The sequence below is a fragment of the Nocardia wallacei genome (assembly GCF_029869545.1).
GTDB classification, from domain to species: domain Bacteria; phylum Actinomycetota; class Actinomycetes; order Mycobacteriales; family Mycobacteriaceae; genus Nocardia; species Nocardia wallacei_A.
In genome coordinates this window covers 1-21,167 of sequence record NZ_JARWQD010000272.1, presented here as the reverse complement: position 1 = coordinate 21,167, position 21,167 = coordinate 1, and the positions used below count along the sequence as shown (strand labels likewise).

General features: G+C 69.8%; 17 protein-coding genes. 7 read left to right on the top strand and 10 right to left on the bottom strand.

Translation table 11 applies throughout. The annotated features are described in order from the left end of the window. Positions 1-173: 173 nt before the first annotated feature. Positions 174-968 carry a class I SAM-dependent methyltransferase gene (locus QH290_RS23400; protein ID WP_280269676.1) on the top strand — a complete coding sequence of 265 codons (795 nt, stop codon included), beginning with the start codon at positions 174-176 and terminating at the stop codon, positions 966-968. Positions 969-972: 4 nt separating this feature from the next. On the opposite strand, the gene QH290_RS23395 is transcribed toward QH290_RS23400, so the two are convergent. From QH290_RS23395 to QH290_RS23370, 6 genes are all read right to left on the bottom strand, one after another. Next, positions 973-1,272, bottom strand: a complete 300-nt coding sequence (locus tag QH290_RS23395) for a hypothetical protein (RefSeq protein WP_280269666.1) — start codon at positions 1,270-1,272, stop codon at positions 973-975. A 176-nt stretch (positions 1,273-1,448) separates the two neighbouring features. After that, positions 1,449-1,652, bottom strand: coding sequence for a hypothetical protein (locus QH290_RS23390; protein WP_280269665.1), 204 nt, complete (start codon positions 1,650-1,652; stop codon positions 1,449-1,451). A 259-nt stretch (positions 1,653-1,911) separates the two neighbouring features. Continuing rightward, positions 1,912-3,744, bottom strand: coding sequence for a phosphoenolpyruvate carboxykinase (GTP) (locus QH290_RS23385; protein WP_280269664.1), 1,833 nt, complete (start codon positions 3,742-3,744; stop codon positions 1,912-1,914). A 460-nt stretch (positions 3,745-4,204) separates the two neighbouring features. Next, complete coding sequence (locus QH290_RS23380) at positions 4,205-5,725, bottom strand: hypothetical protein (protein ID WP_280385133.1); 1,521 nt, start codon at positions 5,723-5,725, stop codon at positions 4,205-4,207. Next, positions 5,712-6,851, bottom strand: coding sequence for a GTPase domain-containing protein (locus tag QH290_RS23375; protein WP_280385131.1), 1,140 nt, complete (start codon positions 6,849-6,851; stop codon positions 5,712-5,714). The genes QH290_RS23380 and QH290_RS23375 overlap by 14 nt, the downstream gene beginning before the upstream one ends. A gap of 105 nt (positions 6,852-6,956) precedes the next feature. Further along, positions 6,957-7,745 carry an SDR family oxidoreductase gene (locus QH290_RS23370; protein WP_280269661.1) on the bottom strand — a complete coding sequence of 263 codons (789 nt, stop codon included), beginning with the start codon at positions 7,743-7,745 and terminating at the stop codon, positions 6,957-6,959. 289 nt (positions 7,746-8,034) lie between these two features. Here QH290_RS23370 and QH290_RS23365 point away from each other — a divergent pair, with 289 nt between their 5' ends. Further along, complete coding sequence (locus QH290_RS23365; protein WP_280385129.1) at positions 8,035-9,483, top strand: lipase family protein; 1,449 nt, start codon at positions 8,035-8,037, stop codon at positions 9,481-9,483. A gap of 21 nt (positions 9,484-9,504) precedes the next feature. Here the strand turns inward: QH290_RS23365 and QH290_RS23360 are convergent, their stop codons facing one another. The 3 genes from QH290_RS23360 to QH290_RS23350 all read right to left on the bottom strand — a co-directional run bounded on the left by QH290_RS23360 (position 9,505) and on the right by QH290_RS23350 (position 15,837). Then, positions 9,505-10,359 (bottom strand): NAD(P)H-binding protein, encoded by an 855-nt coding sequence (locus QH290_RS23360; RefSeq protein WP_280385126.1) that lies wholly within the window; start codon positions 10,357-10,359, stop codon positions 9,505-9,507. 75 nt (positions 10,360-10,434) lie between these two features. After that, on the bottom strand, positions 10,435-11,577 hold the full coding sequence (locus QH290_RS23355) for a tetratricopeptide repeat protein (RefSeq protein ID WP_280385123.1): 1,143 nt from the start codon (positions 11,575-11,577) through the stop codon (positions 10,435-10,437). A gap of 81 nt (positions 11,578-11,658) precedes the next feature. Beyond that, positions 11,659-15,837, bottom strand: a complete 4,179-nt coding sequence (locus tag QH290_RS23350) for an nSTAND1 domain-containing NTPase (RefSeq protein WP_280385121.1) — start codon at positions 15,835-15,837, stop codon at positions 11,659-11,661. Between the two features lie 155 nt (positions 15,838-15,992). Between QH290_RS23350 and QH290_RS23345 the strand changes: the two genes are divergently transcribed. From QH290_RS23345 to QH290_RS23325, 5 genes are all read left to right on the top strand, one after another. Next, entirely contained in the window at positions 15,993-16,910 is a 918-nt protein-coding gene (locus QH290_RS23345; RefSeq protein WP_280385119.1) for a hypothetical protein, read from the top strand. A gap of 108 nt (positions 16,911-17,018) precedes the next feature. Further along, positions 17,019-17,483, top strand: coding sequence for a DUF4189 domain-containing protein (locus QH290_RS23340; protein WP_280385117.1), 465 nt, complete (start codon positions 17,019-17,021; stop codon positions 17,481-17,483). Positions 17,484-17,515: 32 nt separating this feature from the next. After that, on the top strand, positions 17,516-17,851 hold the full coding sequence (locus tag QH290_RS23335) for a hypothetical protein (RefSeq protein ID WP_280385116.1): 336 nt from the start codon (positions 17,516-17,518) through the stop codon (positions 17,849-17,851). 101 nt (positions 17,852-17,952) lie between these two features. Further along, the gene (locus tag QH290_RS23330; protein ID WP_280269653.1) at positions 17,953-18,258 is read left to right on the top strand and encodes a hypothetical protein; all 306 of its coding nucleotides are present in this window, start codon (positions 17,953-17,955) and stop codon (positions 18,256-18,258) included. 103 nt (positions 18,259-18,361) lie between these two features. After that, positions 18,362-19,039 carry an RNA polymerase sigma factor gene (locus QH290_RS23325; protein ID WP_280269652.1) on the top strand — a complete coding sequence of 226 codons (678 nt, stop codon included), beginning with the start codon at positions 18,362-18,364 and terminating at the stop codon, positions 19,037-19,039. A gap of 16 nt (positions 19,040-19,055) precedes the next feature. Here QH290_RS23325 and QH290_RS23320 read toward each other — a convergent pair. Further along, a partial coding sequence (locus tag QH290_RS23320; protein ID WP_280385115.1) for an ATP-binding protein occupies positions 19,056-21,167 on the bottom strand: 2,112 nt, incomplete at its 5' end.

Genomic DNA, 21,167 nt, shown 5'->3' with positions numbered 1-21,167 from the left:
TGGGTTCCCAGGCTCGGAGCGGGGGTGGGGGTGCGGGGGTTTTGCTGTGCGAGACTGGGGCGCTGTGTGTGGGCGGCAGGGCCGCGGGGCGAGAACGGAGGCGGCATGCGTGGTCAGAGGATGGCCCCGGGTGCGCGGGCGGCGGAGGCGGCGTGCGTAACGGGGTAGGGCTCGTGCACAGCCCGGCACAGCTTCGGGGCGGCTTCGGGACCCGGCCCCGCTTCGCGCGGCGGGCCACCCTGCGCCGGTCGCTGCGGCTGCTGGGCAGCTTCCGCTTCGAACAGACCGACCCCGCGGTGTTCTACGGGGGTATCGCCGCCGACACCGCCGAGATGATCGGCGACTTCTACCGCGACCTCACCGGACGCGACCTCACCGGCACGACGGTGCTCGACGTGGGCGGCGGTCCAGGCTATTTCGCCGACGAGTTCGGCGCCGCCGGTGCCCGCTACCTGCCGGTCGAGCCGGATCCGAGCGAGATGCACGCCGCCGGGCTGTCGGTCCCGGGCGCGGTCCGGGGCTCCGGGATGGCGCTGCCGTTCCGCGACGACTCGGTGGATATCTGCCTGTCCTCCAATGTCGCCGAGCACGTGCCGCAACCGTGGCTGATGGCGGCCGAGATGTTGCGCGTGACCAGGCCGGGCGGGCTGATGGTGCTGTCCTACACGGTGTGGCTGGGCCCGTTCGGCGGGCACGAGACCGGCCCCTGGCACTACCTCGGCGGCGAGTACGCCGCCCGCCGCTACCGGCGCAGGCACGGCCGCGAGCCGAAGAACCGCTTCGGCAGCTCGCTGTTCGAGGTGCGGGCCGCCGACGGTGTGGCCTGGGCCGAGCGGGCGCGGGACCGGGCCCGGATTCTGGCGGTCTTCCCCCGCTACCACCCACGCTGGGCGTGGTGGCTGGTCCGGGTGCCCGGCCTGCGGGAACTACTGGTCAGCAATCTGGTCGTGGTCGCAGCAAAGATCTAGCGCGCTAGCGTTCCAGGCTGCCGCGACGCCAGAACCGGCCGCTTCCGGTGTGGGTCGGTTCGCTCCACGGTGGCTCCTGCATTGCCAGCCCGACCGTCTCCAGTGGGGTCAGCCCCACTCGGTCGGCCAGGGCCCGCACCGCGGTGACCGCTTCGGCCGCCTGCAGCGCCGCGGCCGCTTGTTCCAGCGTGAGGGTTCGGCCGGGGAGGAAGGAGACAACCCACCCCCCTTGGCCGACACACCTCGCCTGATGTGGGGTTTGGTCGCTGGTCATCAACGACCGGCCGACCACTTGCACCGCCATGACTCGGACTCCCCTGCGATTGCATTTGTAAAATCGAGCGGGCAAAGCAGATTGCTCTAAGCATGCTCCGCCGCACCTCGGAATGCAATAGTGCGTTCTCCGAAAAGCGAACCGGCAGGTAGGATTTCGAGGTCAGGGATGCCTGAAGTTAACCGACGTGACGCGTGGTGCGCCTGTCAGTTCTCGGGCACCCGCACCCGCAGCACCGGCTCGAACGGGGCGCCCGGCGCGCGGGCGGCATCCACGACATCGACGAGCCAGCCCGTCGGCAACACGTCCTGCAACCGGCCCGCCTCGCGGTGCAGCGGCGTGCTCTGCGGCGGCAGCCGGACCTCGGCTACCTTCGGGACAACCAGCGCTTCGAACTTCAGATCGGTCATGCCCACCACCCACCTATCCACGTTCGGCCCCAGGTTCGCCGCGGCCGAAATACGTCCGCGGGCAACACTGAAGCAATCGGTGCAGTCGATCAGTTAATACCCGGCAATCGAACTGGTCAGTCCTGAGACGTAGAACACAATCCAGGATAGGGCAGACGGCGGCGAAACCTCGCGCAACGGACGCGGCACGGCATAACAAAACCGCCCGCACCGTACGAATGACGATGCGGGCGGCCGAGTTTCGCGGGGTGGCCGGGAGTTACCCCAGGCGCTGCTTCAGCGCATCGAACTGGTCGCGCACGCCCGAGGGCAGCTTGTCACCGATGAACTCGAACCACTCCTCGATGAGCGGGATCTCCTTGCGCCACTCGTCGGCGTCGACCTTCAGCGCCTCGTCGACGTCGGCGGGGTCCACGTCCAGGCCCTCCAGGTCGAGCTGCGCCGCGGTGGGCACGTTGCCGATCGCGGTCGGCTCGGCCCCGGCCTTGCCCTCGATGCGGTTGACGACCCACTCCAGCACGCGCGAGTTCTCGCCGAAGCCCGGCCACAGGAAGCGACCGTCCTCGCCGCGGCGGAACCAGTTGACGTAGAAGATCTTCGGCAGCTTGTCGGCATCGGCGTTCTTGCCGATCTCGCCCCAGTGGCCGATGTAGTCACCCACGTGGTAGCCCATGAACGGCAGCATGGCCATCGGGTCGCGGCGCACGGTGCCGACCTTGCCCTCGGCGGCGGCGGTCTGCTCGGAGGACATGGTGGCACCCATGAACACGCCGTGCTGCCAGTCGAAGGACTCGGTCACCAGCGGCACCGTGGTCTTGCGCCGGCCACCGAAGAGGATCGCCGAGATCGGCACGCCCTGCGGGTCGTCCCATTCCGGGGCCAGCGTCGGGCACTGCGCCATCGGCGTGCAGTACCGCGAATTCGGGTGTGCGGCAAGGGTCTCGGTCTCGCGGGCGAACCAGTCGTTGCCCTTCCAGTCGATCAGGTGCTCGGGCTGGCCCTCCATGCCCTCCCACCACACGTCGCCGTCGTCGGTCAGCGCCACGTTCGTGTAGACCGTGTTGCCCGCCTCGATGGTGTCCATGGCGGTCGGGTTGGAGCTGCGGTTGGTGCCGGGCGCGACGCCGAAGAAACCGAACTCCGGGTTCACCGCGTACAGCCGGCCGTCCGGGCCGAAACGCATCCAGGCGATGTCGTCACCGAGGGTCTCCGCGCGCCAGCCGGGCACGGTCGGCTGGATCATCGCGAGGTTGGTCTTGCCGCAGGCCGACGGGAACGCCGCGGCGACGTAGTAGTTCTTGTTCTCCGGCGAGATCAGCTTGAGGATCAGCATGTGCTCGGCCAGCCAGCCCTCGTCGTGCGCCATGGCCGACGCGATCCGCAGCGAGTAGCACTTCTTGCCCAGCAGCGCGTTGCCGCCGTAACCCGAACCGTAGGACCAGATCTCGCGGTCCTCGGGGAAGTGGGTGATGTACTTGGTGTCGTTGCACGGCCACGGCACATCGGCCTGACCCGGCTCGAGCGGCGCGCCGACCGAGTGCAGCGCCTTCACGAACGGCTTGTCGGCGCCCATCTTCTCCAGCGCGGCCTTGCCCATGCGGGTCATCACGCGCATGGAGACGACCACGTACTCGGAGTCGGTGATCTCCACGCCCAGCTTCGGATCGTCGGCGCCGAGCGGGCCCATACAGAACGGCACCACGTACATGGTGCGGCCCTTCATCGAGCCGCGGTACAGCTCGGTCATGGTCTTGCGCATCTCGGTCGGGTCGACCCAGTTGTTCGTCGGTCCTGCGTCGGACTCCTCGCGCGAGCAGATGTAGGTGCGCGATTCCACGCGCGCCACGTCGGAGGGATCGGAGAGGGCCAGGAAGGAGTTCGGCTTCTTGGCCTCGTTGAGCTTCTTGAAGGTGCCCGCCTCCACCAGCTGGGTGGTCAGCCGGTCCCATTCCTCGTCGGAGCCGTCGGCCCACACGACGCGGTCCGGCTGGGTCAGTTCTGCGACCTCCTGCACCCAGGCGAGCAGCCCCGCGTGCTCCGTAGGTGCGGTGCCATCGGATCCGTGAAGACCAGGAATGGTCACTGAGGTCATGAAAACTCTCCTGAGACGGGCGGCTCTCGGCGGCTCGCGACACCGGGGGAGCCACCGTTGGCGGTGGGTACCCGCTCCGGCTTGCCGAAAGCACGCCCCGGCTGGGCGGCGTACAAGGACGAAAGCGGACGCCCAGGTTCCTTGATTAAGAGGTTAACGCGATGTGACCCCCGGTACGGAATGGGGTCGCTCACTCGGTACCCGGTCGAGATACCCGGCAATCGTCGGGAACCGCAGGAGTTACGAACCGATACTGATCGGTAACGCGGTCCGGCCGGGAGTCATAGGTGGTGCGGGCCCTATTAATAGGTTAGGTGGCATTCGGGCAGCGTGTGACAGGTCACACATCGTTCGGCCCGAAATCCGGTCGAATCGCACGCCGCGGCCGTGGGGAATTTCCGGCCGGAATGATCTCCGGCCCGATCGATTCGTAATGCGGATGGACGGGCGGGTGTGACGACTATTCCGGGAGGGCCGCATCGAGTACGGCGAGATCGCGCTCACAGGCGGCCAATTGGGCCGGCTGCCGCGCGGACAGCTCGCGCAATTGCTTCTCCAATTCCGCGACCCGGCGGTCGGCGTCCACCACCCGGGCGGTGCTGGCCCGCACCACCTGGTCGGTGAGCCGCGATTCGGCCTCCACCAGCGCGGTGGCGACGCGCTGCTCCAGCTGCGCCTTGACGTTCACCAGCGCGTCGGACATCCACTGCCGCAGGTGCGCGCGGTCGGCGAGATGCCCGCGCGCCCGCACGACCCAGTACGCCACGCCCGCGCCGAGCAGCAGGGTCACCGGGACGGTCGCGTAGTCCAGGGCGGGCACCAGCGCCAGCGGCGAGACCACCAGGCGGCCCAGACCGAATCCGGCCGACGTGCCGAGCGCGATCATCAGGTAGTCCTCGACGCCGCGGTGCCGCGGTTCGGGGTCGGGGCCCAGCCGCGGCGGCGGATCGGTGCGCAGCTCCCCGGGGGTCGGTCCCGGGGCGGGACCAGTGACCGCCTCGAGCTGACGGCCCAGTTCGTCGAGCCGATGCCCGACCACGACGTCGAGCTCGGCGGTCAGCTGATTCACCGCCTGCTGCAGTTGGTCCGGATAGTCGCCGGTGGCGCGGCGATCGAGCCGATCCAGTTCGGTGCGGGCGGTGGCGTTCAGGGCGCGGATGCGGGCGCCGACCTCGTGCAGCAGATCCACCCGGGCCAGATGCAGGCGGTTGCGCAGCGCGGCCATGGCCTGCGCCCGGCCGCCGTCGCGCCCGGCCAGCAGCGTGGCGCGCTCCTCGCGCAGCCGGGCCACCGAATCGCCGGAACGCAGCGTGGCGACCTGGGCGCGGATGCGCTCGCGGGTATCGGCGAGCACCCGGCCGATGACCGCCGCCGCGCCGCCGGTGCCGCCCGCGGCGCCGATCATTCCGGTCAGATGCGCGTGCAGGGTGCCCACCCCGGACCGATCCAGCAGCGACGGATCGCCGGTGCTCCGGGCGGCCACCGCCAGCCGGGCCGAGACGGGCACGATGTCCGGGTCGGCTTCCAGCACCGGCCGCAGGAGCGCGCCGTTGCGGTCGAAGACCGTCCGCCAGTCCGGATGCGCGTGAATGCCGTTCATGGCGAACACCATTCGGGTGCCGCCCGCCCGCAGCCTGCCCACCAGGTCCAGCGTGGCGGCCCCGAGCGTGGCACCGGCGTCGAGCAGCAGCAGCGCCAGCGGCGGCGGGGCGACCAGTGCCGACGGATCGGTGAGCGGATCGGTGAGGTCGATGTGCGGCTCGAACCGGGCCAGCTCGGTGCGCAGCAACGTGGTGTTGGCATCGCCGGGTCCGATGAGCGCCACGACCACCGGGGCCGCGCCGGGCTCGGCCCGCTCCGCCCCCGGCACGGCCCGCAACAGGGCACTGCCCTGCGGATTCCACCGCGCGACAACGCCTTCCGCCTCCGGCGACAATCCCACATTCGCGGCGGCCGGGTCGGCGGGATCAGAGTCCGGCACTGCTCATCCGCTCCCAGATCCGGACGTAGCCGTTGTGTACGCGGACGGCGGCGCGGCGGGCCGCGGCGGACATATCGCTGGACACCACGGCGCGCCAGCGCTGTGCGCGGGTGAGGGCGTCGTCGGCGTCCGACGGCTGCGGGGCCGGATATCCGGCCGCGAGGTGCATGACGTCGGGGCAGGCCAGCCCGGCCTGCAGGCCCAGCCACAGCGCCTCGTCACCGGCGAGATAGTCCTCGATCAGGTCGCGGGCGCGGCCGCCGCCGCCCGGCGTCGCTCCCGGCACCGAGCGCGCGGCCAGCCGGTCGAGTTCGTCGAGGAAGTGGCCGCCGCGCTGGGCGCCGATCTGCTCGTAGCGCCGATGCAGCAGGGCGTGCACGGGGTCGATGCCGCTGACCGCGTGCAGCAGCTGAAGTAGTTCGCGCGGGCCCAGATTCGGCTCGTGGCGCAGGGCGGTCAGCGCGCACGACACCCCGTACAGGCCCCAGCGCTCCAGCACCGCCTGCCGCTCCGCGACGTCGGGTCCGGCGGCCGGGGCGGTGAACAGCTCCGGCGACAGGGTGAAGGTCGGATCGGCGTTGGTGGCGTGGCGGCGCAGCGTGCGCAGGTCGTCGTCGCTCGGGGTGCCGGCGCGGGTGCGCACGGCCAGCGCGGAGACCAGCGGCAGCACCGGAACGCCCAGGCCGTGGGCGACCTGCTCCGCGGCGGCGACGGCGTCGCCCCATCGGGAACCGATCGCGTCGGCCTTGTTGAGCACCACCACCGTCCGGTCCCGCGGCAGGTCGGCCAGGATGCGGCGATCGGCGGCCTGCAGCGATGCCGGTACGACATAGACCACCAGGTCGCCGTCGAGTACGGGGTCCGGGCGGCCGGGCTGGTCCACCGGCTCGGTCTCCACCGCGGACATCAGCGCCAGCGCCTGCAGCAGGGTGGACTTACCGGCGCCCGAGCGGCCCGCGACCTGGATGCGCAGCGGCCGCCGCCACACCCCCGCCGCGGTCACGAGCTGGTCGGCGATGCGCGGATCGTTGCCCGCGCCGACGCGCAGGGTGGCGATGAGCTGATCGAGTTCGGGTGCGGGACCGCCATGGTCGTTCATGAGCCCGGACGCGGTGACTGTCGACACGGGTATACCCCCTTCCGCCGCGCAATTCTGTCAGAAGCACGGCCCGTTGTCGGCACCGACCGCCAGGTTTTCCGGAGGTGGGCGCTGGGCCCGGCCACGGCCCGCTCACCCGCTCCGGGTAATGAACCGATTGGCCAGGCGCACGGCCCAGTTGGGCGCGTACTTCCCCGCGGTGGCCAGCAGTTTGGCCTGGGTGCCGATCGAGTAGTGGACCCGCCGCAGCGGTCCGCGCCGCGGCCTGGTCGCGTCCCAGATGCCCGCGGCGACGTCGTCGACGGTGAGCCGCACGCCCAGCGACCGGGTCGACCCCGTCTCCACTCCCGTCAGCATCCCCGTCGCGACGAACAGCGGCCAGACCGCCAGCACCCGGATGCCGTGGCGCCGCCATTCCAGGTCCAGCGCCTCGGTGAGGTTGCGGACCGCCGCCTTGGTGGCACCGTAGGACGCCAGCTCGGCCTGGCCGTAGATCGCCGAGGCCGAGCACAGGTTCACCACCTGGGCACCGGGGGTGTCGCGGAGATACTCGAAGGCCGCGTGCGTGCCCGCGAGAACCCCGCCGAGGTTCACCTCGACGATGCGGTGGTGCTCGGCCGGATCGATCTCCTCGAACGGGCCCGCGCGCAGGATCCCGGCGTTGTTGACCAGAATGTCGAGTCTTCCGGCGGCGGAATGGAATTCGGCCAGCCGCGCCCGCCACTGATCGAGCTGCCGGACATCCAGCACGCCGGTGTGCACCGTGCCCCCGGCGGCATTGATCTCGGCGGCAAGCCTTTCCAGGCCCGGCTCGTCGACATCGAAGGCGCCCACCCGGTATCCCCGGGCGGCGAACAGCAGCGCGACCGCCCGCCCGATCCCGGCGGCCGCCCCGGTCACGAAAATCGCCGGTTCACCCATGCGCGCAGCATAAGCGACCCCGCACCGACTGGCCCCCACCTCGGAACCGCCGCACCCCCTACCTGTCCCCGCACCCCCTGCCGGGGCTTGTAGGGGGTGCGGGGACGAACAGGGGGTGCGAGAAGGGCAGGACGTGAGGGTTTCTACTGTGGCACAGCACAATTCATGGTGGAGTCGGTGTCGGGGCGGGGCGGGTAGCCTAGTCTGGGACGATCGGCCGACGCCGATACGCGGCCGGGGTGGGGCTGGTCGGGGGGAGGTGGCCGCGCGAATCTGTGAGGAGGGCAGGATGACCGTCACCGACGTCATCGGGAAAGTCGGCGCCGCCGGGAGATTCGGCATCACCGGGGCGGCCGGTGTCATCGGCCGGACCACCGCGGCGCTCGGCCTGGTGGACACCCGCGGCGGCACCAGGCCGCTGCTGCCGTCGCAGGACCCGTTCCTGCGCGCTCCGGCCGGGTTCGCCGCGCACGCTCCCGGCACCGTATTGCGCAGCCGCCCGGTACAACTGGCCCTGTTCGGGATCGTTCCGCAGGATGTCACCGCGTGGCAGTTGCTGTATCGCAGCAACGATCTGCACGGACAGCCGGAGGTCGCGGTCACGACGGTGCTGCTCCCTGCCGGTGCCGATCCCGCCACCGAGCGCCCGCTGCTGGCCTTCCAGTCGGCGATCGACGCGGTCTCCGAGCGGTGCGCGCCGTCCTACGCCCTGCGCCGCGGCGCCTTCGTGCCGGGTTCGATCACCCAGCTGGAATACCTCCTGGTCGCCAACGCCCTGCGGCGCGGCTGGGCGGTGAGCATCGCCGACCACGAGGGGCCGCACGGCCACTTCGGAGCCCCGCGCGAACCCGGATACCGGGCCCTCGACGGCATCCGGGCCGCACTGCGTTTCGCGCCGCTGGGCCTGCACGCCCGCACCCCGGTCGCGGTGTGGGGCTATTCGGGTGGCGGCATGGCCGGTTCGTGGCTGGTGGAGATGGCCCCGACCTACGCCCCGGAACTCGAGATCGTCGGGGCCGCGCTGGGGGCACCGGTCGGCGATCCCGGTGAGGTCTTCGCGCGGCTCAACGGCGGCCGCTACGCCGGATTCCCGGCCATCGTCATCGCCGCGCTGCGCCCGCTCTATCCGGCACTGCGCCGAGTCCTCGACGAGCACCTCACGCCCGAGGGCCTGCGCCTGATGGAGCGGGCCGCGACGATGGCGCCGATCCTGGCGCTGCCGGTGCTGGCGCGCCGCAATGTCTCCGACTACCTGACCCGGCCGCTCGAGGAGATCCTGGACGATCCGGGCATGCGCGCCATGTTCGACGATCTGCGCCTGGGAACCGCCGCACCGGAGTGCCCGGTGCTGGTGGTGCAGCCGCTGCACGATCGGATCATCCACACCGAGCACGTCGACGCACAGGTCGAGCGCTACCGCCGCGCGGGAGCCGACGTCCTCTATATCCGCGACCGCTGGAGTGAACACTTCTCGCTCCTGCCGCTGTCCACACCGCTGAGCCTGGACTGGCTCGCCGACCGGATCGCCGGGCGCGCGGTGCGCGAGTTCAGCGAACCATCGGAGACCGCGCGCATGCGGGACACCACAACGCGGGATGTGCGGTCGGTGGCGGCCTCTCCGGCCCGCTGGCGGGGCCTGCTCGAAATGGCAGGCACCGCAACACGAGTCGTGCTCGGCCGCCCGCTGCGCCAGCGTTCCGAACCCGTCCTGCGCCCCGCGCCGACCCTGGCCGCCTGAGATCCCCAGCAGGACAGTCGATTACGCGGCCGACCACACGCCGGTCGCCGCCGCCCGGCGGGCGTACTCGGCGAAACCGCGCGGCTCCCGGCCGGTGGCGCGCAGTACCCCGTCACTGAGGAATCCGGTGTTTCCGCGGTGCAGCCACTGGAATGGACCCGCCTGCATTTCCGCCGCGGCACGGTCGTAACCCCGGTCCATGAGGTGCCGCACGTACTCGGGCAGCTCGACCGGTATGTAGCGGATCGGCCGACCGGTCGCCGCGGCGATCTCGGCCACCGCATCGGCGAAGGTCATCGGTCGCGGTCCGGACAGCTCGTAGATCTGTTCCCGATGGCCGTCCCCGGTCAGTGCGGCCACCGTCACCGCGGCGATGTCGGCGGCGTCGACGAAGGGCACCGTGCCGTCGCCGGCGGGTATCACCACCTCACCGTCGCGCACGTCGGACAGCTTCGGGTCCTCCTCGAAGGTCTGCGCGAACCAGCACGGCCGCACGATCGTCCACTCCGCACCGCTTTCGCGGGCGGCGCGCTCACCGTCCGCCACGGCCTGCGCCCACGGCCCGTACGGGGTTCTCAGGAGGTAGTCGTCGCCGCCGTCGCCCCGCCCGGACAATGCCACGATGCGCCGGACGCCCGATCGCACCGCCAGCGCGGTGAACTCCGCGGGATCCACCACCCCCACCACGCCCCAGACATTCAGGTACACCGTGTCCACATCGGCCAGCGCGGGCTGCCAGGTGGACCGGTCCGCCCAGTCGAAGCGATCGGGGCTGGACCGGGAGACGGCGCGCATGGGACGTCCCATTTCCCGCAGCTGAGCAACGATATGGCGGCCGACCTTACCGGTCGCGCCCATCACCAGGATGTTGTTCATGGCCAGCAATCTACGGCAATTACTTTGGTTAGGCTAGCCTAATTAATGCTCGCCTTCGCCCGTGGTCGAAGCACCTCAGCCCTGCCGTTTCCGGTCTTCGCGCAGCCGATCGACGGCGCGCAGGATCAATGTTGCCCGGTCGGCGTTCGGCATCTTCTTGCCCTCGTATGCGATCAGCCGTTCTGCCGTGGCGTGACTGCCCATCACCATGGTGCGCAGCAGGCGGTAGGAGTCCGGCTGAGCGGATTCGGGGCGTTCCCGGAATCGCGGTGTCGGCCGGGTGTTTTCGGCAACGGCCACCCGGCCCAGCCAATGGCGGGCCTCGGTGCCACGGCCCATTTTCCGCAGGAGTAGCCCCAGGCTCCTCGTCGCGCCGGGGGCGCCGCCGTCGACCGCGCGGCGCAGCCAGCGCTCCGCCTCGACGAGCTCACCGCGCTGGTACAGCAGCCACCCGAGGTTGTGTACCGCGACGACATTTCCCGCCGCTACCGCCTGCCTGTACCACTGTTCGGCTTCCAGGCTGTCGTGACGGTGCTGTCGCGGGAGGAACAACCGCCGCAATCGTGCGCGTGCGCCCGATCCGGCCGCCCGGCCGTGCAGCAACCGGCCCAGGTTGAACGCCGCGTCCGCGTGGCCGCGGAAAGCGGCCTTGCCGTACCAGTATTCGGCCTGGGTGAGATCCTCGGACTGCTCCAGCAGCGATCCCAGCTGGTTCATCGCGCGAGGGTTGCCGCCGTCGGCGGCCGAGCGGTACCACCGTCCCGCCTCGGGCAGGTTGCCGTAATCCTGCAGCAGCGATGCCAGATTGTATGCGGCATAAGCGTTGTCGGCGGCCGCCTTGCGATACCAGTGCTCGGCCTCGATGAGATCGCCGCGGTCCTGGGCCAGCACACCCATCTTGTTCTGCGTCGCGGCATTTCCGGTGTCGGCGGTCTTGCGATACCAGTATTCGGCCTGCGTCGGCTCGCCGCGCTTCTCCCACAGCAGCCCCAACGCGACTGTGGCGTCGAGGTTGTCGGCATCGATGGCCCGGCGAAGCCAGCGTTCGGCTTCGACGAACTCGTCGCGTTCGACGAGCAGTCGCCCCAGACTCGCCATGGCGGCGACGTCGCCGCCCGTGGCGGCTTCGCGATACCGGTGCTCGGCGCCGCTGCCCTGACCATCGAGTTGCGCCATGGCCGTCATCTCGGCGGTGTCGCCTGTCCGACTGGCTGTCATCTGTTCCTCCCGGGGGATCCGAACCGATCCATGTCGGTGTAGACCCGCCGGGTGGCCGGAAGGTTGGGTCGGGCGGCGAACTCACTTCCGGCACGGCGGTGTGTCGTCGGCGCCGACCGGCAGCTGGGCGCGTTCGGCGGCGGTGTAGTCGCGGTTGTGGATTGCGCACAGTCGGTCGAATATATTCTCTCGATCCAAATTCATGCGCAGGACGCCGCCGCTGTAGAGAATATGGACCATGTTTTTGTCCACGCCCACATCGTAGATATATCCCGGCAACTGCAGCGTGGCTATTCGACCACGATTTCGATCCCACAGATCGAGATTTTTCGGAGCGGCCCCGTCCGTCGCCACCCATAGACCCCCAGGAGTGGTGCCGTGTATATACGGCAGGGAGGGCATGGGCTGCGACAGCTGGGTGACTTCGCCGGTCGCCGGATTCCAGATCTGCACGGAATCGGTGGCCACATAGACGACAGGGTCGATCGGATCGAAGTACGCTCCTTTGTATTCCCACGAATCCCGATAATCGTAGGTTCTGACGCGCTGCCGGTCCGAAAGATTCCATATGGCGGCCGATCCCGAGGAAGTGACCAATATCTCGCCGGGGGCGGCGGGCCGCCCGAGGGCGCCCTCGGCGCTCAGCAGCACGAGGTCATCCCGGTCGCGCCAGAGTCGCAGCGGTTCGGACAACGGCCGGGCGTCGCCGATTCTCCAGCGGGTGAGTGTGCCGCCGTACATCGCGAGGACCTCGTCCGGACCGGCAAAGATGATATCGCCCTGCCACCCCTCGGGGTTGCCGAGTTCCGCCGGGACCGGTAACGGGATTCGGTGGACGACCTCGAGGGTCCGGGCGTCGAAGACCACCAGGAGCGGCCGGTTGCCGACAGCGACCAGATAGCGGTCGTCGGGAGTGAATGCCATGACCGGTCTGTCGCCGAGGTCGATGTCGTCGGCCGGGCCACCCGGAGAGGTCTGGGCAAGACGCCGCAGCCGCGGCCGCACCTGGTCGATCTCGAGCCTGCCGGTGGCCGCGGCAGCGTCGCGGGTATAGGTGGCGACGGTCTCCGCATTCCCCGACCATGCCGTTACCGCGGGCTCCTCCGTGAACGGATCGGCGTCGACGGGCGTGGCGGGAGAGAAACGCAGCAGGCCCTGGTCGGCGAATATATTGACAACCGGGCCCTGGTCGCTGTCGGTGATGATCGTGCTGTCCTGTCCGGTGCTGCGACCCACCTCCGCCCGATATGTTCTGCCCGTTCTCAGGCTCATCAAGGTGAGGCTGAAGACAGCGTCGTGCTGGTGGTTGTCGGCATCGATGAAGTACTGCTCGGAGCTGTCCAGCTTCGCCCTTGTGCAGAAGTCGCGGTCCACATCGAATCGGAACCGCTCGACTCCCGTTCGGACGTCGTAGACCGCGAGATTTCGCCGTGGCCGATTCGGCTCCGGCGGTAGGCAAGAATATATGCTCCCACGGACGGGAAATCCGTCGGGAAGCATACGAATTATATTTCCGCCGAGGTCACGGACCACGTTGAAGATTTCGACACCATCGGTTTCCTCGAAGACGACCTCCGTACCGCCGGTGCCGACGTATCTCGGAACTTGATCGCGCCGATCTGCTGCCGGTGGAAGCACCGCGATGCGAGTCGGGTGCGGGGTCGACATGTCGTACACCTCGATCAGATCGGGAGCGGACGCCTTTCCGGGTCCTCGCTCCGGATCGATCGACAACACCAGCACTCCGCCATCGGCCGAGAGTCTGGCTTTTATCGCGAAGTCCGTCAGCTCCCGTGCGGTGCTCGCATTTACGTGCACCGGCCCGGTGCGGCTGCGCACATCCCACACCGACACATGTCCGCGGCGCTCGATCACGGCGATTTTCCCGCCGTCGTCGGACATCGCCACCGCGACGACGCGTTCATCGACAGGCACCCGCCAGAGCGCCGGATTTCCGTCATGAAGACCGATCTGGACCCGGACCGCGCCATCGGTGCCGACCGCTGCCAGCGCATCGCCGTCCGCACTGGCCGCCGCCGCGATACGACCCCGGCCGGTCGGCAGCTCACCCGGTATGAAATCGGCGATCGCACCGAAGCTGGCCTGCTGGTGCAGCAGGGCGTCCTCGACCTCCGGATGCCCGGGAGCATGCCGCTGCGCGGCCTGGGCGAACTGCAGGGCCGTCAGCGGCTGCAGGTCGGCCAGGCGCATCGACTCCTTGGCTAGGTTGATCCCGGCCGCCAGCCGCAGTTGCTCCGCGCGTTCCTGGCCGGTGCGGTACGCCACCACCGCCGTGGTGGCGGCCACCAGGGCCAGCACGGCCGTCACGGCGGTAACGATCCGCCAGCGGCGCACCTCCCGGCGCCGCACCCGCCGGCTCGCCTGAACGAAGCGGTGCTGTGCCGCGGACAGATCCGAGGCACGAGCGGCCGACCATTCCTCGGCGGTAGCCAGCGCACTGCCGCGCAGCAGTGCCCCGCTGTCGTGTTGCGCGGCTTCCCATTCGAGTCGCCGGTTGTCGAATTCCTGCTGCCAGGAACGGAAGTCGCGATCGTATTCGAGCCAGCCTCGCAGGGTGGGCCAGTTGTCGATCAGGGCCTGATGGGCCAGCTCGACGATCACGACGCCGTCGGACCGGCGATCGACGGCCACCAGTCGCTCGCGGGCCAAATGCCCTGCGGGACCGTGCAGATCCGGGTGGTCGGCCAAGGCCACCGCCGACCGGACGAACCCGGTGCCGGTCTTGATCGGTACCGCGATCATCGTCAGCAGCCGCCGCGCCGCGGCCGCCTCGGGCTCGGTGAACCGGGCGAGCGCGCGATCGGCGCGACGGGTGATCGCTCCCGCGACACCGCCGGAACGCTGGTAGTCGGCCAGGGTCAGTCGCCCGCTGCCGCGTTGCTCCCACAGTTCGGTCAGCGTCGACTCGAGCAACGGCAGACCACCGGGCTGGTGCACCGTATCGTCGACGAGCCGTTCGACGAGATCGGCATCGATACCGACACCCGGCGCATGGGCCAGCGGGCCGCGAATCACATCCCGCAGCTGCTCACGCTCCATGGCCGCCAGCGCCACGGTGGCGCCGTCGAGCAGGTTCGCGATCTCGGTGTCGACGAGTTCACCGACGGCCTCCCAGCGCAGCGTCATCACCACCCGCAGCGTCTTGCCGCTGTCGCGGGCGGCGGCGACGAGTTCGATGAGCCGGTGCACCAGATCCTGCGCCTGCGCGGGTGCCGTCGCCGCGAGATCCTCGAACTGGTCGGAGAACACCAGCAGCCCTTCGTCCGGGATGCGGTCCACCAGCTCGGCCGCACGGTCGCGGTCGGCCGTCTGCCACACGACATCCATGACGAGGTCCACCGGATCACCGTCGTGCACCCGCGAATTCGAGGTCACCGACAGGCCGGTGAGACGAATCGCGGCGACCGCCATGCCACGCGCACGCACCCGGGGCACCACGCCCGCGCTCACCAACGACGACTTCCCCGTGCCCGAACCGCCGACGACCGCCACGAACGAGCGCTGTTCCAACGCCGTCAGCACCCGTTCGATATCGGCGTCGCGGCCGTGGAACAGGGGCGCGTCACTCTCCTCGAATCGTTCCAGCCCGCGATACGGATTCGGCAGCATCGCCGGATCGATCCCGAGCACCTCGGCGATCGGAATCATGAACGCGGTCCGCGTATATCGGCGACGGTCCGCGGCCACCGCCATGCCGACCACGGCACCGGAGGCCGCGTCCCACACCGCCGCCCCGCTGAACCCGCCCGTGATCGGCTGCCCGCCGGTCGCCGCCTGCAGCTGCAGCCAGCCCACCCCCTGCGCCGCCCGGAACTCCCCCGAAACCCAGACGCCCGTATCGAATTCGGCCGGGAACCCCAGCATTCGAAATTCCCGGCCCCATGGTTCATCGGCACGCCAGAACGGCGGCGCCACCACAGGTTCCGGCAGGGCGTCGACGATCTCCAGCACCGCGATATCGCCGCCGCCGTCGGCCGTGATCGGCGCCCATCGGCGCACCCGCGCGGCGACCCGGACGGCCCCGGGCAGCAGCGGAAAGTCGACCCACACCGCGGTGCTCGGCGGCTGAGTCTCCTGCGCATCGGACCCGGCCGCCTCGGAGACCACGTGCGCACAGGTCGCGATCAACCGCGGGCCCACGACGAACCCGGCACCGATCACCGCGCCCGACTCGGTCACCACCCGCACGGCAGGCGAGGCGAAACCCGCGCTGCCCCCGTCCGTTACGTCTGCCCTCATCCCGTGGCTCCTCCCACCGCTCGCACCGAAACGCAGGGTCGGTGCCACGGTGGCGCGAACGATACCCGGAATGCCCCAACCCTTTTGCCGCCCGCCGGGTCTGTACCCGCGAGAGCACCCGGCTCGGGTCGAGGCGTGACACACCAGGAGGGAACATGGAGAACACCGGCATGACCGTGGGCCTGCCGCTGCATCCGACCGCGGCAACCGCACTGCGGCAAGCAGGATCCGATGCCGGGCCGCGACCGGTCGACACCCGGGACCTGCTCGTCGCGCTGATGCGGATCGATTCGTCCGGCCATTGGAACCGGATCTCGCTGCACTGCGGCGATTCCGAGATCCTCGCCGGAAAGGTCGCGCGGGATCCGCTCACCGACAGCTCGTCACACTGGGAAGGCGTCCGGCTCACCGACACCTGCGCCGCCGCCCTGCGAACCGCCGTGGATCTGGCTCGCCGCCACAACATGCCGGAGGTTCCGGCCGGGATGGTGGCGCTCGGGCTGGTCGACGACGATTCCACCGCCGCGGCGCTGGTCCTGCACGACGGACTGCGCCGCAACGAACTTCTCGATCTCCTGCAAGCCGATGTCCTGGGCACCATGCTGACCGGGCTGGAGTCCCGGCAGTCCTCGGCCCCACCCGCGATGTCGACTCCCGCAATGCCGTCGGGTTACGCGGATCAGCGCCTGTACTGCCTGCACTGCGGCGCGACGCCCGCGGCCGCGGTGACGATCCGCAGCCATCGCGGATTCATCCTGATGATGCAGTTCGTACGGATGCCCGGCCCGTTCTGCCGCGACTGCGGCCTGGCCACCCTCCGCCGGATGACGATCGAGAGCGTGTGGTTCGGCTGGTGGGGCCCCTTGTCGCTGATCATCAACGCCATCACGATCCTGTCCAACATGTCCGCTCATTCGCGGATAGCTCAACTCCCCCCGCCGATTCCGGGCATGCCGGGACAGCCGATGGATCCCGGCCGACCGCTGTTCCGCAGGCCCGGGGCCATCGGGTTCGCGATACCGCTGGGAATTCTCCTGTGGTTCCTCGTCGTGCTCCCCCTGCTGTCGAGCTGAACCTCTCGGATCCGTTTCCGAACCGCCCCAACCATTTCGCCTCGGCCGCTGTCGTACCCGGTAGCCGATGATCACATCGCACAGTCGAAGTCACCGAGAGGAAATCCTATGTCTTTGTCGCGCAAGGTATCCGGCGCATTCGCGCTGTTGGCCGCCACGGCACTCGTCGGAGCGGGGGCAGGCACGGCACACGCGAGCGCGGATATGCACGGCGCCATCGCCATATCGTTCCGCACCGGCAACGTGGCCTCGGCCGTGAACTACCCGAGCCCGGCCGAGGCGGGCAGGGCGGCGGACGCGCGCTGCGGCGGCGGACGGGACTGCTCCGCCTACGTCTACTTCGTCAACGGCTGCGGCGCGGTGGCCCAGGCCCCCGACGACAGCCTCGCCTGGGCGTGGGGCGTGAACCGGGAAGACGCCGAACAGAGCGCGATCAACGCGCTGGGCCTGCGCGCACCGAAGTTCCCGAGCCTGGGATCGGCCTCTCCCGGGGCCGCGCACATCGTGCTCAGCGATTGCACCAAGTCCGGTGGGCCCTCGGCACCGGGCGGCCGCACGCTGCCCAAGCCCTGATCTGTTCGAACAACCATGCACGGAGGAACTCGATGAAGACGATCATAAAGATGGTGGCGGGGGTGCTGCTCGGGATCGGACTCCTGATCGGCGGGGTCGTCGCCCTCACACAGCACGAAGTCACCTGCGGCACATCCGTTATGAGCTCGGGCGACCAGTGCGAGGTGACCTCGCGGGGCGGACATGTCGCCACGCGTGACTACGAGGAGCAGCAGTCCGGCGCCAAGACCGGCGGCTGGGTCATGATCGGCATCGGCTCGGTCGTCGTCCTGGTGTTCGGTCTCGGCCTGCTGGGCGCGCTGACCCCCGACAAGACATCGAGCCCGGCGCCGGGCAGTGCCCCGGCGCTGCCGCGACGGCTCGGATGACCCGACTCGGCGAATGGTCCACCATCCCCGAACCCCGCACCCCGCGGCGGTGGTCGGGATGGTGGATCGCACTGTATATCTTCGCCGGAATCGTCGCGGCTGTGCTGACCTACCAGAAAACAATGGCGTCCTGGGGCCGGTGCGCGGTGGGCCTCGACGCAGGCGGGGGCTTCGGTGTCATGTTCCTCTTCGTCACCGCCCTGTTCGTCATGCCGCTCGTGGGCGCCGTGACCGGGACGATGGCCGTGGTCGCCAGCGCCCTTTTGCATCGAACCCCGCGCTTCCCGAGGCTCAGTAGTCGCGTTCCCCTCGCGATCACGATCGCGGGCGCGGGCGTCATGGCGTACCTGATAAAGATCTGGACGGCCGAGGGAGTACCGCCGGAAGGCTACTGCCAGATGCTCTGACGACCGAGCCCGTTCCCGTTGTTCGCGGGTCGTTCGCCGGTATTGTGTTCGGGTATCCGACGATTCCGCCGCCCGGCGGCCGCGAACAGCATGGCGAGATCGAATGAACAGACTCCCCGAGTCCGGCCTGCCCGCCGAGACCGCACTGACGGCACTACTGGGAGCTGTGCTCGCGGACTGCGCCCGAGATCCGCTGTCCTGGCTCGCCCAACCCGCCCCCGGCCCGGCCCTCATCCGGATCGGCCGCGGCAGCGGTGGCGCCGAACGGGCAGATCAGTTCGACGAGCTGTTGCTCGAGGCATTCGATTCGGCCAGCGACATGCTGCTCGCCTGGGCCACCCGGCAGGTCGGCAGCCGCACCGACGCCGAGGACATCGTGCAGACCGCGCTGATGCGGGTGTACGCCGCCAGGCCCGACATCACCACGGCCGACCAGCTGCGCGCCTACCTGTGGACGGTCGCCAAGAATCTCGTTCGCGACGCGTGGCGTAGGGCGGCAACCGATCGCGAACGGTTCGACTCCGACGGTGACGAGCGGATCGCACTGCTCGCCGACCGGGCGGGCCTGAACATGGACGACATCGTGGTCTTGCGCCAGGCGTTGATCGGCGCGCTGGACACCCTGCCGCCGCGCGAGCGCGAAGCGGTCGTCCTGCGAGCCTACGAGGGCAACACCTACGCGGAAACCGCCCGCATCATGGGCGTCGCCACCGGCACGGCGAAGGGCTACGTGCACGACGCCCTGCAGCGGGTTCGAGCGCAGCTCGAGCTGATCGCCTGACATATGCGACAACGGGTCAGGACCCCTGACTGCAGCGCATGCCCCGCGCGACGGCACCGCCGGGGTCGCTTCGGGTCCGGCGCGCGGCCTCTTGCAGAATCTCGAACCTCCTCGGCGCCGGGACGAATCCGGCGATGTCGCGACGCGAGCTGATCATCAATTTGTGCAGGGTCGCGGCGATCTGCGCGTGCACCGTGCGGACCGATGTTCCGCGCCGCGCCGCGATCGCCGTATTCGTCCATCCGGCGGCCGCCAGCAGGGCCACGTGTTGCTCGGACTTCGACAGCTCGTCCCATCGCGAATCCGCCGCGCCGCCGAGACGATCCTGCCGCCGCTCACCCTCGAAGGTGCCCGACAGCATCCGCTCCAGCCCGTCCCGTTTCAGGTCCAGTCGCGCGCCTCGGGCGTGCGCGAGGCCGAATGCCTCGGCCCCGAGGAGATCTCGGGCTATCTCGACGGCGGCGGCGGTCCGCTCGGCGAGGTCCGCGGACGTTCCGAGATCGATGCCGAGACCGGCACGAACCGCATCCATGACACCGGCCAGCCGAGCTACCTCCGCGGCAGCGGACGCGCGGAGGGATCCGGGACCGCCGGAGCCCGCGATGCTCAGGGCGAGCGCCCAGATACGAAGCATCACGGCCCACGCGGCGCCCCAGAGGTCGCCGGCTGATACCAGGTGCGTTGCCGCCCGGGCGATGAGATCGGTTGCGCGAGCCGCATTCCCGCGGTGAATCAGCACGACGGCCTCGATGAGATCGGCCCACGCCATCGCCCAACGCGACGCCGCCGCACCGGCGCGGGCGCGCAGCGGGCCGATGCGGCGATCGGCATCCTCGGGTCCGCACAGCAGCGCCGCCGCGGCGGCCTCCGTCACCGCGCACCGGGCGGCCATGCCCGGCTCGCCGTCGCGCTCGAACTCGTCTCGGGCGCGGGCCAATACGCCGACCGCCGCCCCATCCTGCCGAATCATCCACAGCGCATATCCCGACACGAACTCGGCGATGGCGGGCGGCCCGGCAGCGGCCGTCGCGGTGTCGCGCCGGTGCCGTAACTCTCGCAGCCACCGCTCGGCATCGTCGTGCGAACCCTGTCGTAGCGCGATCCACGCCAGCGCCGCCGTTGCCTGCGACCGCAGCCTCGCGGTCGGCCCTGCCGACGATCCGGCCGCGGCCGCCGCGCGCTCGGTCCACTGCCGCAGCTCCCACAGCGAGGGCGTGGCCGATGCGGGAAATGCCTGCAGGCCAACACATATCTCCAGGCCGAGAACGGCGTGCGCGGGTGTGTCGAGGCCGGTACGAATCGCCGTCCGCAGATTCGGCCACGCCGACCGCATCCATCTCATCAGCTCGTCCTCGCGGGGGCCGAACCAGTGTGCCGCGGCATCGATGACCCTGTTGCGGTAATACTCCAGATGCCGCCGTGCGGGATCGCCCGCGGCGGCCGCGGTCCGTTCGCGCAGCCGCTCACCCGCGAACAGCCGGAGGCTTTCCAGCAGCGAATAGCGCGGCCCGGTCGGCGAGGGGTGTACCGATACCAGCGATCGGCGCACCAGCCGCTGCAGCAGGTGTTCGATCCGGCCGCGAGGCAATCGCGTTGCGGCAGCGCCGAGCCCGTCGTCGGGGCCCGGGTCATCGGCACAGACGGCCTCGATCGCGGCCAGTTCACATTCGGGTGCGAATACCGACATCCGATCGAACAGCAGACGTTCCTCGTCGTCGCACAATTCGTACGACCACGCGATCGCATCGCCGATCCCGCGATGTCTTTCCTCCACGCCGGCGTGCGGTGTCGGCGGCCACCGCAGCCGCTCGTCGACGCCGGTTTCGCCGTTCAATCCGCGCAGCAGGACCCGCAGTGGCCGACGCTGGAGGTACGCCGCCGCCAGCCGTATATAGAGCGGATTGTCGTGCAGGCGTTCGCAAATGGCGCTCGCCGTCTCGAGCTGTTCTTCGGTGAGGGAGCGGCCGACGAGTTCGGCGCGCCGCCGGAACAGATCCAGCGCGTAGTGCCCCGGGAAACGGGGGCCGCCGGTCGCTGTAGCACACCAGCACACTGTGGCGGTCAGTGCTCGCCTCTTGATGCCAGTCGATCTGCGGCGGACAATTCCCGGTAGCCGCAAGCTCGCCCG